Origin of the sequence: Pantoea stewartii subsp. stewartii, assembly GCF_008801695.1 — a bacterium.
Taxonomy (GTDB): Bacteria; Pseudomonadota; Gammaproteobacteria; order Enterobacterales; family Enterobacteriaceae; genus Pantoea; species Pantoea stewartii.
Genome location: NZ_VZPF01000028.1, coordinates 1 through 14,967, shown reverse-complemented (window position 1 = coordinate 14,967; position 14,967 = coordinate 1). Strand labels below are relative to the sequence as shown.

Below are 14,967 nucleotides of genomic sequence, written 5' to 3'. Positions count from 1 at the left end.
ATTATCCGTATGTCGGGAAGGCGATCAGATTATCGTCATCGTCCTCGTGCTCTTTGGTAGTTTTGCGGGCATCCCGCTCGTTCTGATTGCGCTTCTGCTGGTCACGGCTTTCGCCGTTGGTCGCGTGAGAATGAATCTGCAAGTCGCGGCGCTGTGCAAGAATGGTTCGCTGTAATTCAACGATCTGCTTTCGCAGGTCCTTAATCAGCGCTTCATTGCGTTCCTCGCCACGTATACGCTCTTCTTTGCGCAAATCTTTGCGTAAAACGGTGATATAAAGCTGATTATTTGCCAGTTCCACAGCCGCCAGCAGATCAGCAGGAGTCCAACTGTCCAGAGACTTTGATCTAATATTGTCATGCCAGAATGGTTCGGCTTTTTTTTCCAGGCCCGCATGCGACGGGGGCTGGATGGTGTCCACTGTCGCATTTTGCATGGTCTGAACGGCAGCCGCCGAACTGTCGGAGCGCGTTCTTTTTTGTGCCATTTGTAAACACCCTTAAAACTGAAAAAATCGGGTTAGCGTTAAATTGGAGGTTAGGCGGCGGTCATTTGGGGCCTTCATTTTGAAGTTTTGACCTCCCCCCCCTTGCCTTGATGAGATTCGTTCTCATTTGCGATGGTTGCAGATGAAATGGTTTCTCTTGGTTACTTATTTACCTGCTCAAGCTCTTTGCCTGACTTATTGGGTCCGCTCATTATGTGGCCGGATAGCGAGAGGGTTGGCAAGGTCTCACCCACTTCGTGTGAGAACTGGATCGCGGTGATATGGTTCATCTCAACACCATCGACTACCACATGAACAAAATTTCCATCACGATATTCAATCTTCAGGTCTTTCATTACTTACTCCAGTGAGACGCGGGGTCCAGAGGATAGCCGTTGGCATGACAGCCAATAATCGTACCGCTCTTCTCCATTCTCTGTTTGGTTGAATCATGATGCTGCTTGCACAGTGGCTGCCAGTTGGCGGTATCCCAGAAAAGCTTTTGTGCTTTGGCTATTGCATCGCGGTTGCCTGACTTGATTGCGTCCTTGAGCTTGTGCGGCTCGATATGGTCAACGACTGAGGCGGGTGATACGCGCCCCTGCTGCTCACACATAACACACAGTGGGTTATGCTGAAGAAACCTGAGTCGCGCTTTATCCCACCGTGATCCGTACACGCGCGGCTCTTTACTCATGCAAGCCTCCACGCCCTGCGGCGTTCTGTGCGTTGCTCGTTGTCGGGGTGCCGCTCTACTGTTGTAGAGTCTGCATGGTCAACCAGTGAGTAGCAGGGATAGATAACATCACCGCCATAGGCATCACCAAACGCGTAGTCAGCTGGCTTTGCGCTGTCCCATCTGGTCAGCACATCACCGATGCGATGCTGCGGTATGCTGTAACAGACGCCGTGAATCAGCCTGCTCATGGTGATGTAGTCAGTCTGGCACTGGTCGCTGTCGATAAGCTTTGTTGCCACTTCAAGCTGATACTGTGGTGGCCTGCCGGTGCCTAAATAGAAAGACAGCAAATCATCAGGGAACCGGTCAAGCCAGGCTGTTACCTTTTCGGTGAAGCCATCAACTAACAGCGCATCGTCTTCCAGTATCACTACACGGCAATCCTGCTGACTGGCCCACTCAATGGCGCGGCGGTGATTGGCATTGGCACCACCATCTTTATCATCAAGCAGGAAGTGCGCATTAAGCACGTGCTTCAGGTTCATCACTGCTTCTAATCGTGAGTGATGCGCCACTATGGCAAACTTAATCACCGAGATATCTCCCGATAGTGATACCCAGAGAAAGGCAGCTTATCGCGAGGGCGATTATGGAAATAATTGTGCTCGAATCCATAACCTGCTCCTTATTTATGGCGCCAGAAAGCGAACTCCTTACCGATGCCGTCAGATTTGAAAACTGTGTGGACGCGTGGGCCTGTTACCAGCCGGTCGCGGTAACGATGAGCGACTATACCGAAAGCGATCATGTCGCCAACGGACGATGCTGAAGGCTCTTTGCCCCAGAACCGCAATGATTCGATGTGGTAATACAGCCGGACAATGCCATGTGCTATTGCCATCACATCATCGCGGGTGCCACCCAGCAGGCCAGCGTTTAACATCACATCATTGCGATGCTCATCAATGAATGCCTGACAGATAGCTTCGGGATGATTCTGCTTAGCCCAGTTGTCGGCATAAGTCTTGGGTTCAGAGCCAACGTAAATCTTGCCCTGCTCCATTTCCTGCCATGGTTCCTGAAGCATTTCTACATCAGTGCCATCGGTACACCAGACAAAGTGATATTCAGGGTGATCGCGTAAGTGCTGCCAGATATGCAGCCAGCGCCGGAAGTAGACATTCATCTTCACATCGGGCACACGAAATAACTCGGTATCTGCCGGAGCAATGTCCAGCTCATCAGCCAGGACGATGCGGCCACAACCACTGAGCGAGGATGCCCACTTAGCCAGCAGGTCAGGTGATGCGGTTATCTTCGCGCCGCGCTGAGGGTCAGGCTGACTTGTCAGTAACGTGGTGATAACCACATTGTGCCTGTCGCGGTACTCTGCATACCCGGTATAACCACTGTTACGGCGCTCGTTGTGAATTGTCACATTGCGCTTAACCTGCGCTTCACGGTCTGGCTTCGGTACAGAACGTTCAACAGCCTGATGCTCATCAAGCGAGTAAATTAACTTTTCCGAACCTACGACATCAGCGAACGCCCATGACGTGAGCCCGGCATTGTGAATGCGTAACGCTAAATCTGAGTGCTCGTACATGCCGCGCTGATAGATGGGGTCAAACCCACCCACCTTTTCAATCACGCTGCGATGGTAGTACAGCATCACGCCGCGCTGGCCTGTGTAGGCTACGTGCCTATCGTCACGGTACAACACGGCTATGTCGTTTAACTTCTGGCCTGTAGCGAAGTCCTGAAACTGATAGGCCAAGTGCGGTTCGGGTGAGTCGATGTAAGGCTGCTCCCATCCACCAGCTACAGGCCATGCGTCATCATCCCAAAGGAAAAGATGTTCACAGCCTGCATCAATCAGCGTCAGTAAGCTGGCGTTCTTTGATGACACTATGCCGCGTGACACGTCACGACGAATTAGTTTTACTCCAGCCGGAACAGTCACCGGAAGGGTTGAGCCGTCATCAATCACAACCACCAGCGCACCGGCTGGCAGATACCTGATGTGGTGATCGAGAGCACGGGACAAAACGTCATGGCGGTTATGGGTTGTTATGGCAATACCGATATTTGATGCCCGATCAGTCACTGGCGCATAAGCAATGCCATCAATAAGAACATTCATGACTACCGCCTGAAGAGTAAGCCGCCGGGCTGAAGTTCCTTCCTGATCACTTCCCGGACTACGCCTGATATTTCTTCGCTGAACTCATTGCTCAAGCCTTCCAGTAAGTCATTAATAAAAGGCTTATCTTCATTTGCAAACAATTCATCCAGCGCTTTATCAGCCTTGTCCTGAGCTTTTTTTACTCCGACACACATTTGTCTGGTGTTGAGGGCTTCACTGATGAAGACTACGCCGTTTTTGATAGTGAAAGGGTTCCGCTCAGCAATGAAATCTACAGAGACCTTCAGGTTTGGCAGGTCTGGTCGGTTGTGCACTGCAACCAGATCAACGGAAGAAGCGTTAATAACTACCTGTCGGGTAAACTGACCTGATGATTTGCCCGAGAACACTTCGCTGTGAATTTTTTCGCCCTTCTGAAGGATATCCACCTGAACAGCAGTGCCTCTGACAATCCCTTCCTTCCATTCCTCAAGACCAGAAATGGTTATACCAATCTTCCTCTTCGGAAAAGGGAAGCCACCAAACGGTAACCTGCCGCCGTCAAAACTGTCTTCTTGAGTGCTCATTTAGAATATCCTGCTGGCTGGGTGCGATAGATGCTCGGTATTGGCGAGACCACCATCCGATGATTCATCGTGTTTATGCTGAAAAGTGAACTCAGTGAATGCATTTTTCAGAACAAAATAAAAAGGCGCACTGCTGGAATGCGCCTTGTGGTGATCACTTCATTAAGTGGGCTGCGTATTCGATGAGGTAGAGCTTTGGGGCTACCCAGATTTTCAGCCAGGTCAGGTCCAGAACTCTATCGGCTATGCAAAGCACCCATACAGGGACTATGAAACCAAAAAGCATTGCGCCTGGAGAAAGTTCACCTTTGCTATCCCACATGAGTGTAGGGCGGTACTTAGGTTTGCCCTCACCCCAGGAATAACTTTCGCCACGGGCTATCGTACCTGTCTGTTTGCGCGATAACTGAGAGCGCAAAAACCAGACCAAAAGAGGAATTGTCAGCGCGGCCACAACAGTGGTAATCAGACTGAATGTGAAGTTCCAGACCAGCAACTGATGAATCACATCCGGGATTTGCGCCTGGCTGAATGACACAGCGGCATCAATACCGTTGCTGGCCTTTTGTAATAAGTCGGCCAGTATTTTATTGGCTTGTTCGTTCATTGCTTATTCCCTGATTCGATTTTTCGGATTGCGGCGCGGTCTGTGTTGCACTGCTCAATAACGCCATAGAGTTCAATGTTGAGGCCAACGCTGTTGCCGTAGGTCATATTATCGGGCGGCAGAGGTACACTAATGGGGCTTGTCAGTTCCGCTGGCAGATTTAGACGTGGCTGGCTGATTGTCCTGTACTCCACCTGCGGCCTTTGCTGCACTCCGCAACCGGTTAACAGCATCAGCAGGAACAGGCGCGGCAGCGTTTTTATCCGCTGCAAGGTATTGCTTGATTTCATCTTGTAGTTTCCGGTTCTGCTCTGCTGTTGCGGCGCGTTGTTTTGCGACCTGACCCATGACTTCGTTTTGCTCTTTTACGGCATTAACCAGGTCATTGACGCTGGCAGCCAGACCGTCATTCTTGGAGCGGAGGTCGTTGATCTGGCCGTCTTTGCTGTTAGCCAGCTTTTCAAGCCGTTCATTGGTTGCTGATAACTGCGAGTTGCGGGCATTCAAACCCCATAAGGCTACGCATATCAGCCCTATGACGATTACCGGCGCAAAGTTTTTGATGATTGCCAATGGATTCATGAGAGAAATACCTCTCGCTCTGCGGCACGGCGCTTAACAAGGCCAGCCAGTTGCTTGCCACCAGCGTTAACCCACCTGCCAAACTCATCGGCTGCACCTGCGTAGTCGCCCAGATTGAGCTTTTTGAGCAATGTGGATTTAACGAAGTTGCCGGAGCCAAGGTTGAACACAAATGACGTCAGCGCGTCGAACTGGTTCTGTGTCAGCTTCACCTTGACGTTGGTGTTAATGGTCAGCTCTGCAACCTGCAAATCTTCACGAAGAAATGCATCGGCCTGTTCGCCGGTAATGACATCGCCCATCTTTACGCCGCGGGTGTGACCGTAGCCGATGGTAGGAATGTTTACGCTGTCGCGGTATGCCTCAATTTCCAGACCTTCGAAGCGCTTGATGAGGTTGATCCCGTTATTACTGACCTTCATTGGTTTCCCCTGATTTTCTGTCTATCCACCCGCGCAGTCTGGCGCTGATGTAGTCATTGCCGACATACCCGATGTAAACCGCGAAAACCTGTGCGGCAGCATCGGGTATGTTCCAGTTGAAGAGAGCGCCGACTACCTGAAGTGTTGGCGCTGCGAAAAAGGCCAGCGCACTACAGGAAACAGCGTCGAGAACCCGTTTGCTCCACGGGCTTTTTGCATAGGCACTGCGTAATAGTGAAAACATGCCTGCTACCCCGGCATATCCCCATTCGGTCTTGTGACTGTATAGCCAGAGTAAAACTCTGGCCCAGAAGCCAGGGTCTTGTGAGGACATACTTTATTCCCGCCACCGGAATGATGGCGGCTTGCTGTGGAAATGAAAAAAGGCCGCTCTGTAGCGGCCCTTTGTAAATAGTTGCTCTGACGCTACTGCGATTAACTGCCTGGCATATCTGCCCAGAGCGAATTTGGTGCAAACTGATGGTAACGATCCACCCTCTCAAGCTCTTCAGGCAAGCGCTAATTCTTCTCAGCTAAGTTTGCATTTTTGGCGGGCAAGGCAGGATTCGAACCTGCGACCAATCGATTAACAGCCGAACGCACAACCGCTGTGCTTCTCACCATGAATTACAGGCACAAAAAAACCCCGCCGAAGCGAGGTCTTGAATGTTATGTGTCAGTGCGTTGTGTCAACTCATAGCAGAATAAGTTGGGTTTTGTAATTACACAACTCTTTTCAGCTTAGGCGGCAAAATATTTTCTTTGCGACATTCCCTGTCCATTTCCAGCCTGATATCCAGCGTGCAAAGTGAGCCTTGAATAAAGCTTTCGGCCGCCTGAATTCTTACCGATACCTGGTTATGTGAAATACCCAGCTTTGTCGCCATTGCACGGAGCGGCAAATTCTCGATGTAATGCCATTCCAGCAGCGCACAGAGATATTCATCGTGCTTGCTCAGGCGAATCATAGCCTCGTTGATAAACATTCCGTCATCATCGCAGCAAGATACCCGCCCCTGACGACTGGCAGGAAGCAGCCTTGAAAGTCCGGCAGCCGTGCGCGGATAGCCGATATTACTTTCACCACTCGCTGCCCAAGCGCCCCAACGAGATAAAACCATCTGAATATCACGCATTATGCTGCCGCCTTTTTGTTAAATGTGAGTTCCCGAACCTGATCGCCGTTCATAATCAAATCGTTGAAATCGCCGCCGTCACACCAGCGAACTGTAACTTTTTCAACATCGTTTTTAGCCAGTAAGTTTTTATGTGCGCACTCGAACGCCTTTGCGTGCCCTGTTGCCGTGTGCCTGTCCATGTCGGTAAAAATAATCAGGTGAGTTACCCCTGCCGGCGCGAGAAACTTCTCCATGAAGTTTGCGTTGATGACTGACCAGGTATTGACGCCATAAAGCTGTTTGCACGACAGGGCCGTTTCGATCCCCTCTGCGATACCCAGCGTGGACGCTACCGGGAAAAGCCGGATAGCAACTGAGGTGGCATATTCCAGATAGTTATCGTCCTGTAGCTTTTTCTGCTTTTTCGCCATATCGACTGATGCCTTTTTGTCACCGTCCAGTAGCGTGCGGTGGAGATAGCACAGGTTCATTTTGCTGTCGGTTGCCAGTGACCATATCGCCTGAAACGTGCCGCCAGCGTGCAGAGGCTGACTCGTACAGTATCTGGCTGCGTCCGGTGTGGGCAGCGTGAATATCCCCCTGCTGCTGAGATAATCCTGTGCTGGCGTGTCTCGCAGCCCCTGCATCCCTGAGAACTTGCGCAGAACGGCATCACGCACCTGATCCACCGGAGCAGGCTGCTTTTGTCGCTGCGGTGCGCTGGCGTCACGCTGCCAGACGTTGCCGATAATCTGATCCACCTCTGCAAACAGTTCGCCGATGGTCTTCTGCTGCGTCAGTTCAAGCAGCTTCCAGCCGTCACCGCTGCCGCAACTGCAAATCCACGTACCCCGGCCCTCTTTGTCATCGATGCGGAATTTGCCCTTTCGGTTGCAGACCGGACATTCCTTCGCCCAGTGCTTCAGCCCGGTTACGGGTGGCATCCCAAATGCCTTAAACACTTCCGGCCAGCGCCCGATCACTGCGTCTCTGGTATTCATCAGGCGGCACCCCGCGACTTGCTGAATGCGATAAATTTCGCCTTGATATACCCGGCAACCTCCGGCCCGGTTTCCATCGGGTAATCAGACAGCCCGTTAGGCCATTCTCCAAACTTCTCCCGGAAGGTATGGGCGCACCATCCGTCTGATACGGGCTTCTTCCCGCTCATTGCCCTGAACCGCTGATAGCCCTTAATCTGGCTCCACCACACCTGCTTGTCGCTGCGGGTGTAAATGCGCTTTTTGCCTGTCAGTTTGTGCAGCCTGCGAGATGTGTCCGTTTCGACGTTCTCACCGCCAACGGGTTTGAAGCCGCATTTCGGGCAGACATAAACGCCAGCGGGCTTCATGAAGTGGCACTGTGAGCACTCTTTGGGTTTCTTCTCTGCCTTTTCACTTTCGCTGTAACCGGCTGCGGCCTTCATGCCGTCATTTTTGCCAGGCAGCGTGTCGTACTCGATATCGTCCGGGTAGCCCAGGCGGTGAATGCTGCCGCTGTGATCGAATATCAGGCAGTGTTCTTTACCGGGGGCTGTGCGCAGTCCGCGCCCCAGACACTGTATCCAGCGCATTTCTGATTTGGTCGGGCGGGCATAAATAATACAGCGCACATCGCTGTCAAAACCCGCCGTCAGCACGCCCACGTTGACGATCACTTTCGTGGCACCCTGTTCGAAGCGGTGGATGATCATGCGGCGCTCATCGGACGGCGTGGCGTCGATGATGATTTCTGCGGAAACGCCAGCACGGTTAAACTCTGTCGTGATGAATCCCGCATGCGACTGATTGACGCAGAAGCATACTGTCGGGCGGTTTTCACCATGCTGCAGCCAGTTACTGACGATATCGCCCACCAGCGCTGAGTCGCCCATAATCTCCGCTAGCTGCTCCTCGTTGTAGTCCTTGCCGAAGCCGCCCTTCGCGGACATTTTCACGCCATTCAGATCCGGGTTTGTGGGTGCGTAAAACTCATACGGACTCAAATCACCAATGCCGATAAGCTCTTTCATCGTGGTTGGCTTAATGAGGCGCTCGTAATACTGGCCCATCCATGACGAGAACGGCGTACCTGACAGACCGATCACCCGAATGTCGCTGTCGCGGATAACCTCAAGCAGGGCGCGGCGTTTCATGTGGGCCTCGTCCACGATCAGCAGGTCGATATTGTCCGGGAATTCACGGCGAATCAGCGTATCTGCCGAAGCAATCTGAATCAGGCGATCCGGGTCATGCGGCTTGTAGTCGCGCCAGACGTAGCTGATCTGGTCTTCGGGGATGCCGTACTGAACGAAACGCGCCGCCGTCTGGTGTACAAGCGTCAGGTAAGGCGCTACAAACATTGTGCGCTTACCGCTGGCAAGTGCACGATCAGCAAGGAATGCTGATATGAATGTTTTCCCATATCCGACAGGGGCATACAGTAGGAAAGTGCGATAATCATTCCAGTCCTGACGCAACATCTGCAAGGCTGTAACCTGTTTGAGTTTAGGCTTGAGATTAAGCATGAGCAGTCCTCCGCATGAACACCGTATGATCGCCCTCTTTACAGGAAACCTGTTCCGCAACTGATTCAAGTGTGTAATAATCACTCATGGTGGTCGGCCTCGTAATTCTGATTACCAGCAGCAGCCGGTTCGGTACTACCCTGCAAAGTTTTCCCGTCCGGCTTGCTGCGTCCTCCGTTTAAAAGCTGTTCTTTCCATTCCTCGATGATCCGCTTGCTGTCCTCGCGGTGTGCCGGGTGCGGCATCATGCGATAGTCACGCTCATAGTCGATGGTGTGAAAATGGGGATTGGTAATTTTCGGTGCCACAATCCCCACGGCACGCTTCACGTCTTCCTCGTTCGGTACGCGCTCCAGATACTTCTTAAACTCAATCTCACCTGACGCCTCAAGGCCATCCGCAATTTTGCGAAGCTGCTTAACGGCCCGAAAAAGTTCTTTCACGTAGTCATTGTCAGCGGACGGCATGGGTTCGCCGGGGATCTCCACGCCGTCGATATACAGCGGAATGCTGTCGAGAAACGCATCACGGTTAAGGTGTTTGTTAACCTCAGCCGTGGTGATAATCGGGTACGCCTTGACTAAACCAAACAGCTTCACGGCGGTTGCGCCATCGTGGCGGCCAGACTTGCCGTTAGCGCAGCGGACAGCGGCGATCAGCGCGTCCTGATGGCGCAGGCTGAGCATGTCGTAATCGCCAACAACGATGTAATGCGTGCTCAGGTCTTCCATGTTGACCGGCTTTGCATGGCTGTTGTGGGGCTTGTGCGCCTTGGTTTCTTTGCGGGCAGGCGTGACGGATTTCACAAGCACTTCGGCCTGCTGCTGATCCATGCCAGTTTTAACCAAGTCTGCAACAACGCGTGCCGGTTTCCATGCGACCAATTTCCGGTGCTTATCGATTACTTTTTGGGCTTTCTCGTTGTTGATATTCATTATCATTTGTCCAAAAAAAATATGGGGGTACTTAAGTAAGTGATCTCTGGCAGATCGGAGAAAAAGCACCTTTGCCAGTAGCACAGGCCCAAATCTGAGCCGCTTTCTGTTCCGTTCTCACCACCACCCCTCTGCAAGCTGATCGCCGCCGATCTGTGCAGCGGCAACCGGCTTGGCATGGTTACTGGCCAAGGCGGGTTTTTCGGTCAGCCCCATAGCCGCATTCTGATAACGCTGCACATACAGGCGCAGGCGCGTGTTAGCCTCGCGGCGTCCGGCGTTCTGCTGGCGGTATGGGGTCGGTTCTGCATCGAATGCAGCCTGATAGACTTCGGCATACTGCGTTGCTACCTTGTGCCGCATCGACGCAGGAAGCCCGTTAAGCTGCTCCTGAATCCACTTGCCGTCTTCCTGCACGTAGAAGGCTGGCATGACGACTGAGAGGTAATCAGGCTGCATGGTCTGGGCCTGTTGGGTGGGGGAAGAGTGTTGGTAGATCTGGGCGTAATTCGTGGGGTTGCACAGCGCCATTTGTCGCCTTGACAATGCACTCGACATACTGCGGTGACACTTTAGACTTGTTATGCAACCACTTATAAACGGCTTGCTGGGTTAAACCGCATGTCAAAGCAAGTTTCCTTTGAGAGCCAACGATAGTTATTGCCTTTCCGATGAATTCGTTCATGGTACCTCCTAAGATTATGGTAGAAATATAAAACTATAGTTGTCATATGTCGATAACTATTTTCGCTTGCTCATACACAACCAGAGTTGTACTATCAACACATGAAAAGCACACTCTCAGAACGGCTTCGTTTAGCCAGAAGTAAGCGAGGGCTCTCCCAGAAAGCATTGGGGGAATTGGTCGGTATATCTCAAGCAGCAATACAAAAAATTGAGGTGGGAAGAGCAAAAGAGACTACTAAATTGTTAGACATAGCTAGAGTTCTTGACGTTAACCCTGATTGGCTAGCGAATGGCGTAGGTGATACTGGCGAGCAAGCCGTTCGGAATAATCCACAATTAGGGCAGGATGCTGCTGGATCGCGTTGGGGTGGGAGAGCTTACTCTTGGGACCGTGGTACCCCACTCGAAGAGGACGAGGTTGAAGTTCCTTTCCTGAAGGATATTGAATTTGCCTGTGGTGACGGAAGCGTTGGCGACGACGATTACAGTGGCTACAGTCTGAGATTTTCAAAATCTTTGATGCGCCAAGTGGGCGCGAACTCAGATGGCTCAGGTGTGCTTTGTTTTCCTGCCACTGGCGATAGTATGGAGCCATTCATTCCAAATGGTTCAACTGTGGCGATAAATACGAACGATAAGAAAATTATCGATGGCAAGGTTTATGCGATAAACCAAGAGGGCTGGAAGCGCCTTAAAAGGCTATACAGAACAGGGCCAAACACCGTAAGCATTAGAAGTTTCAATGATGGAGGACACCCCCCTGAAGAGGTAGAGCTGAAGGATCTTGAGATAATAGGTCGCATGTTTTGGTCAAGTGTAATCTGGTAACGATATAGCTATAAAATTTCGAAACGCAGCGGAATACTAACGCTGCGTTTTTTTTGCCTAAAGAATGTGAAAAACCAAATAAACCAATAAATATCAAACACATAAACAAAACAACCATAGCATTCACAGAAATAACAACCAAATTCGTTGACATATCAACAACCATAGTTTTTAATTACTCCATCGGCAAACAACGAGGCCCATGAGATGGAAAATATCACAACCAAATCCCCTACAGAAATGATTGAAGCGTTAAGCGCTGAAATAATCGAAAGCATTGCACTCCTTGAATTAATTTATAACAACAGCAATGAACATCACGAAACCGATTGCACGATTGCATGTTTGATTCGTTCTCTTGATAAAACAAAAGAAAAAGCAAATTTATTTGTTAGTCAATTAAATAACAGCATCTAACTAAATATAAAAAAACTCAATTTCACGCCCAACGGCGCGGGGTTCGTGCAACCAAAATCAGGAGTGCGGGGAATGAATAAAGAACTATCAAAGGAAATTGGGCGGAGAATGGTGCAAATTTGCGATGCATTTTCTGCGCTTGAGTTTGCATATCGTAATTATGACGGTTCGAAAGATGCGTCAGATATCGTTGCAGTCATTGGCGTTGCCACTCATTCAGGCATGACTGCTTTTGAGAACCTTCAAAATGCTTTAGATAAGGTCAGTAAAAGTGAAAATGACAGTGAAAAGCATTCGAACTAATCAGCAGTATCTTCGCGCTATTCTGCTTCACAAATCAGGCCATGACGTTATTGCAAACCTGTTTCTCCGCGCTGCTTATGGAGTGAAGTGATGAAACAAGCCGCATTAGATATGTCGGGCGTTTTAAGTGCTGCATCGCGTGCCAAGCAGCTTTTCGCTCTACTTGAAACGATATTTGAAAATGGCACGCAAGGTTGCCAAGCCGATGATGAACTGGTCGGTCTTGCTTATGACCTCAGCTCAAAAATTATGAATGATTTAGCTCACATCGAATCGGAGTTAAAAATAAATGGCAAGTAAACTCGCAATTTCAAGAGCCAACCAAAAAGCCGATCAACTTTGTGCATTATTGGCGGTGATTGACAAGGATGGCGCTAAGTATGAAGAAACCATTTTGGCCTCATTAATTTCACTTGCTTTCCATTTATCGGGTGACGTTTCTCAGACTCTAATTGACCTTGACGAAAAGGCGGGAGATTAACATGTCCGGCATTGATACTTTCGAAGAAGCAAAAAACGTATCGCAACAACTGAATGTCTTAATTCAGGTTATGTATTCATATGACCTGACTGAGCATGAAAAGGATATTTTAACGGGCCTGAGCCTTAACTTAAGCTGTGAGCTTACTAACTTCTGCATGGCGGGTTTTGAAAAAGAGGACGCTCAATGACCAGCATCCTTGAGAACAACCGCAATTGTTTAGTCGCTACGACCATCAATTCAATGCTGATGAAAAATGGTCATAAATTTTGCACTGTAAAATTATCAAATGGTGAATCAGTCAGGTTACAGATTAATGAGACAAAGCTGATTGGCGCTCTGGTTCATTTCTTTGAGACGGCTGTTTATGCAGATTATCCCCGTGACAAGGCCGAGGGCGAAATAAGGGGTCATTATCAGAACTGCCTTAATACAAATAAAGACCGTTTAACTTCTGTCGGCGTTGAATTCATGAGCGGGCTGATTGAAAACGTTGCAGAGGAAGCATTCGCCAGCAGTGGTGATAAATGAGCCTTACAACTTTTAAAGCGCCTGAATGGGTAATCGTTCAGGCAACGAAGAAATTATCGCAGTACAGGAAGCGCCGGATATTCGCCTGCCGCATTCGTAGTACCGGCTACCTCAGCCTGGCTGTTAATCCTCGTTGGCGTCTGCTGTCGCGGAATAACGGCAAAGACTGGCAGTTAATGACACATGAAACGTATTCAAAATGTAAGGACGGAAAAAAATGAAATCAGCCACCAGCAAGCTACTAATCGATAACTACCTCAAGGCGTGCGACTCCACTGTTTATGTCGTGACACGTCACGGACGCCGCCGCCGTTTTCTTAGCCGCAGCGCTGCAATCAACAATCTGGTGCATTTCATGGTAACCGGCACATTCGACAAAGCTGGCATTCCCACCCATGAGCCCACTCAGCGCGTTCTGCACGAAGGGGTTTACGTAAACCAGCGCGGCTCTCTGACCGAGGGTTACTGGAACGCGCATCACCGCACTCATCGCCGCGTCATGAAGCTGCTGGCCCGGCAACGCGATATTGCCCTGTGGGAAAAGAAACATGCCGCATGGGTTGCTATGCGCGATGAACTCTACAGCCAGAAACCTTATTGAGGCCCGAGTAATGGATAACGCGAAAAATGCACAGGCAACACCAGACGGGGTTTTAGATAACGGCAAGGTCACCGGTTATTCGGTCATCATCCGCGCCCTGAACGATGGTGAGCATGACGCTAACACGGTTAAGGGGCTTCGCCTTCTGGCCTGTCTCTGGGAAGCCGTCGAGAACGGCTGGTACCGCCTGAGCGTTGCCAGAGAAATCATCATTTGGCGCTGGCTGGTTGTTGCCGTTTTCATCGGGCAGGAGAAAGACAAGAACGGCACCGCTGATGTGCCTAATGACGAAGGCGGTATAGATCGGGCCGTTATATATCGCGGCACTAATGGTGGCATGGGTATTTACCCGGGGCCAGAACGATTCGCCCTCGCTAATCACGTTGAAAGCATCGCTATTGAAAAGTGCGGAGCCGAACAAGGGCTGCTGCTTGCTCTGGATATGTACAAAAACATGCTTACTGCTCGCCCGGGTTACGGATTCAGGCTCTCAGAGTTCGGGCAGGAGGCTTTCGAAATGCTGCACGACGGCTTTATCGAAGAACTTAACAAAAATGGCGTGCCAGCCGCGCCGGTTATGCACTGAGGAATAGACATGCAAACAGTAACTATCAATAACAAACAACTTCCTGCTGTCAATTATCAGGGGCAGCGCGTAGTAACACTGGCAATGGTTGATGAAGTACATAATCGCCCCGAAGGGACGGCGCGATCTGCTTTCAACCGCAATCGTGAGCACTTTATCGCGGGAGTGGATTTCCTTGAACTGACTGCGGACGTAATACGTACGGAGTCAATTTCTGATGTATTTGCCCCACGAACCCCCAAAGGAATCATTCTTTTCGAAACCGGCTATCTGATGCTGACTAAGCCATTCAATGATCCGTTGTCCTGGCAGGTTCAGCGTGAGCTCGTTAGCTCTTATTTCCGTCAGCAGCAGGCACGTAAGCGTCGCATTCAGACCGTATTGACGTTCAGGCAGAGGGAAGCTCGACCTTCCATGGCAGCAGATCGCGGACCCGGTTCACCGGCCAGTCCTGTATATGACCGATGACGTAACGCAACCACGTC

At 50.5% G+C, this 14,967-nt stretch carries 28 protein-coding genes and 1 pseudogene; 11 read left to right on the top strand and 18 right to left on the bottom strand.

The genetic code is table 11. The features are described from left to right. Position 1: 1 nt before the first annotated feature. The 17 genes from F7Q90_RS10045 to F7Q90_RS09970 all read right to left on the bottom strand — a co-directional run bounded on the left by F7Q90_RS10045 (position 2) and on the right by F7Q90_RS09970 (position 10,733). The gene (locus F7Q90_RS10045; RefSeq protein WP_044241345.1) at positions 2-487 is read right to left on the bottom strand and encodes a magnesium transporter CorA family protein; all 486 of its coding nucleotides are present in this window, start codon (positions 485-487) and stop codon (positions 2-4) included. 161 nt (positions 488-648) lie between these two features. Next, entirely contained in the window at positions 649-843 is a 195-nt protein-coding gene (locus tag F7Q90_RS10040) for a hypothetical protein (RefSeq protein WP_006117824.1), read from the bottom strand. After that, positions 843-1,184 carry an HNH endonuclease signature motif containing protein gene (locus F7Q90_RS10035; RefSeq protein WP_044241347.1) on the bottom strand — a complete coding sequence of 114 codons (342 nt, stop codon included), beginning with the start codon at positions 1,182-1,184 and terminating at the stop codon, positions 843-845. Before F7Q90_RS10035 ends, F7Q90_RS10040 begins: the two co-directional genes overlap by 1 nt. Next, entirely contained in the window at positions 1,181-1,711 is a 531-nt protein-coding gene (locus F7Q90_RS10030) for a hypothetical protein (protein ID WP_006117826.1), read from the bottom strand. Before F7Q90_RS10030 ends, F7Q90_RS10035 begins: the two co-directional genes overlap by 4 nt. 140 nt (positions 1,712-1,851) lie before the next feature. Continuing rightward, positions 1,852-3,309 (bottom strand): glycosyltransferase family 2 protein, encoded by a 1,458-nt coding sequence (locus F7Q90_RS10025; protein ID WP_006117827.1) that lies wholly within the window; start codon positions 3,307-3,309, stop codon positions 1,852-1,854. Between the two features lie 2 nt (positions 3,310-3,311). Next, positions 3,312-3,878, bottom strand: a complete 567-nt coding sequence (locus F7Q90_RS10020; protein WP_044241349.1) for a hypothetical protein — start codon at positions 3,876-3,878, stop codon at positions 3,312-3,314. A gap of 154 nt (positions 3,879-4,032) precedes the next feature. Beyond that, entirely contained in the window at positions 4,033-4,485 is a 453-nt protein-coding gene (locus F7Q90_RS10015; protein ID WP_006117829.1) for a hypothetical protein, read from the bottom strand. Next, positions 4,482-4,718, bottom strand: coding sequence for an Rz1-like lysis system protein LysC (gene lysC / locus F7Q90_RS28125; protein ID WP_071988722.1), 237 nt, complete (start codon positions 4,716-4,718; stop codon positions 4,482-4,484). The genes F7Q90_RS10015 and lysC overlap by 4 nt, the downstream gene beginning before the upstream one ends. After that, positions 4,615-5,067, bottom strand: a complete 453-nt coding sequence (locus F7Q90_RS10010; RefSeq protein WP_006117830.1) for a hypothetical protein — start codon at positions 5,065-5,067, stop codon at positions 4,615-4,617. The genes lysC and F7Q90_RS10010 overlap by 104 nt, the downstream gene beginning before the upstream one ends. Then, positions 5,064-5,489 carry a lysozyme gene (locus F7Q90_RS10005; protein WP_006117831.1) on the bottom strand — a complete coding sequence of 142 codons (426 nt, stop codon included), beginning with the start codon at positions 5,487-5,489 and terminating at the stop codon, positions 5,064-5,066. Before F7Q90_RS10005 ends, F7Q90_RS10010 begins: the two co-directional genes overlap by 4 nt. Continuing rightward, the gene (locus F7Q90_RS10000) at positions 5,476-5,823 is read right to left on the bottom strand and encodes a phage holin, lambda family (protein ID WP_044241351.1); all 348 of its coding nucleotides are present in this window, start codon (positions 5,821-5,823) and stop codon (positions 5,476-5,478) included. Before F7Q90_RS10000 ends, F7Q90_RS10005 begins: the two co-directional genes overlap by 14 nt. Positions 5,824-6,211: 388 nt before the next feature. Next, positions 6,212-6,625: an antiterminator Q family protein gene (locus tag F7Q90_RS09995; protein WP_044241353.1), complete on the bottom strand. Its 414-nt coding sequence runs from the start codon at positions 6,623-6,625 to the stop codon at positions 6,212-6,214. Beyond that, positions 6,625-7,608: a DUF7146 domain-containing protein gene (locus tag F7Q90_RS09990; protein ID WP_006117833.1), complete on the bottom strand. Its 984-nt coding sequence runs from the start codon at positions 7,606-7,608 to the stop codon at positions 6,625-6,627. The genes F7Q90_RS09995 and F7Q90_RS09990 overlap by 1 nt, the downstream gene beginning before the upstream one ends. Continuing rightward, positions 7,608-9,113: a DEAD/DEAH box helicase gene (locus tag F7Q90_RS09985; RefSeq protein WP_044241355.1), complete on the bottom strand. Its 1,506-nt coding sequence runs from the start codon at positions 9,111-9,113 to the stop codon at positions 7,608-7,610. The genes F7Q90_RS09990 and F7Q90_RS09985 overlap by 1 nt, the downstream gene beginning before the upstream one ends. Before the next feature lie 80 nt (positions 9,114-9,193). Next, positions 9,194-10,048 carry a hypothetical protein gene (locus tag F7Q90_RS09980; RefSeq protein ID WP_044241357.1) on the bottom strand — a complete coding sequence of 285 codons (855 nt, stop codon included), beginning with the start codon at positions 10,046-10,048 and terminating at the stop codon, positions 9,194-9,196. Positions 10,049-10,165: 117 nt separating this feature from the next. Next, on the bottom strand, positions 10,166-10,579 hold the full coding sequence (locus F7Q90_RS09975) for a hypothetical protein (protein ID WP_249042819.1): 414 nt from the start codon (positions 10,577-10,579) through the stop codon (positions 10,166-10,168). Beyond that, positions 10,497-10,733, bottom strand: a complete 237-nt coding sequence (locus F7Q90_RS09970) for a transcriptional regulator (RefSeq protein ID WP_071988723.1) — start codon at positions 10,731-10,733, stop codon at positions 10,497-10,499. Before F7Q90_RS09970 ends, F7Q90_RS09975 begins: the two co-directional genes overlap by 83 nt. 101 nt (positions 10,734-10,834) lie before the next feature. Here F7Q90_RS09970 and F7Q90_RS09965 point away from each other — a divergent pair, with 101 nt between their 5' ends. From F7Q90_RS09965 to F7Q90_RS09915, 11 genes and pseudogenes are all read left to right on the top strand, one after another. Next, the gene (locus F7Q90_RS09965) at positions 10,835-11,563 is read left to right on the top strand and encodes an XRE family transcriptional regulator (RefSeq protein WP_044241359.1); all 729 of its coding nucleotides are present in this window, start codon (positions 10,835-10,837) and stop codon (positions 11,561-11,563) included. 207 nt (positions 11,564-11,770) lie between these two features. Beyond that, positions 11,771-11,980 carry a hypothetical protein gene (locus F7Q90_RS09960; RefSeq protein WP_052310102.1) on the top strand — a complete coding sequence of 70 codons (210 nt, stop codon included), beginning with the start codon at positions 11,771-11,773 and terminating at the stop codon, positions 11,978-11,980. A gap of 72 nt (positions 11,981-12,052) precedes the next feature. After that, positions 12,053-12,283, top strand: coding sequence for a hypothetical protein (locus F7Q90_RS09955; RefSeq protein WP_006117837.1), 231 nt, complete (start codon positions 12,053-12,055; stop codon positions 12,281-12,283). Positions 12,284-12,373: 90 nt separating this feature from the next. Then, positions 12,374-12,583: a hypothetical protein gene (locus F7Q90_RS09950; RefSeq protein ID WP_044241364.1), complete on the top strand. Its 210-nt coding sequence runs from the start codon at positions 12,374-12,376 to the stop codon at positions 12,581-12,583. Continuing rightward, entirely contained in the window at positions 12,573-12,764 is a 192-nt protein-coding gene (locus tag F7Q90_RS09945; RefSeq protein ID WP_044241366.1) for a hypothetical protein, read from the top strand. Before F7Q90_RS09950 ends, F7Q90_RS09945 begins: the two co-directional genes overlap by 11 nt. Before the next feature lies 1 nt (position 12,765). Next, entirely contained in the window at positions 12,766-12,954 is a 189-nt protein-coding gene (locus F7Q90_RS09940; RefSeq protein WP_006117838.1) for a hypothetical protein, read from the top strand. Next, the gene (locus F7Q90_RS09935) at positions 12,951-13,295 is read left to right on the top strand and encodes a hypothetical protein (protein ID WP_006117839.1); all 345 of its coding nucleotides are present in this window, start codon (positions 12,951-12,953) and stop codon (positions 13,293-13,295) included. The genes F7Q90_RS09940 and F7Q90_RS09935 overlap by 4 nt, the downstream gene beginning before the upstream one ends. After that, positions 13,292-13,516: a ParE family toxin-like protein gene (locus F7Q90_RS28120; protein WP_044241368.1), complete on the top strand. Its 225-nt coding sequence runs from the start codon at positions 13,292-13,294 to the stop codon at positions 13,514-13,516. The genes F7Q90_RS09935 and F7Q90_RS28120 overlap by 4 nt, the downstream gene beginning before the upstream one ends. Beyond that, on the top strand, positions 13,513-13,896 hold the full coding sequence (locus F7Q90_RS09925) for a hypothetical protein (protein ID WP_006117840.1): 384 nt from the start codon (positions 13,513-13,515) through the stop codon (positions 13,894-13,896). Before F7Q90_RS28120 ends, F7Q90_RS09925 begins: the two co-directional genes overlap by 4 nt. Positions 13,897-13,906: 10 nt before the next feature. Beyond that, positions 13,907-14,482 (top strand): hypothetical protein, encoded by a 576-nt coding sequence (locus F7Q90_RS09920; RefSeq protein WP_006117841.1) that lies wholly within the window; start codon positions 13,907-13,909, stop codon positions 14,480-14,482. 9 nt (positions 14,483-14,491) lie between these two features. Then, positions 14,492-14,827, top strand: a pseudogene (locus F7Q90_RS09915) (ORF6N domain-containing protein); the annotation flags it as partial. A gap of 43 nt (positions 14,828-14,870) precedes the next feature. On the opposite strand, the gene F7Q90_RS27140 reads toward F7Q90_RS09915, so the two are convergent. Then, a partial coding sequence (locus tag F7Q90_RS27140) for a transposase domain-containing protein (RefSeq protein WP_151160719.1) occupies positions 14,871-14,967 on the bottom strand: 97 nt, incomplete at its 5' end.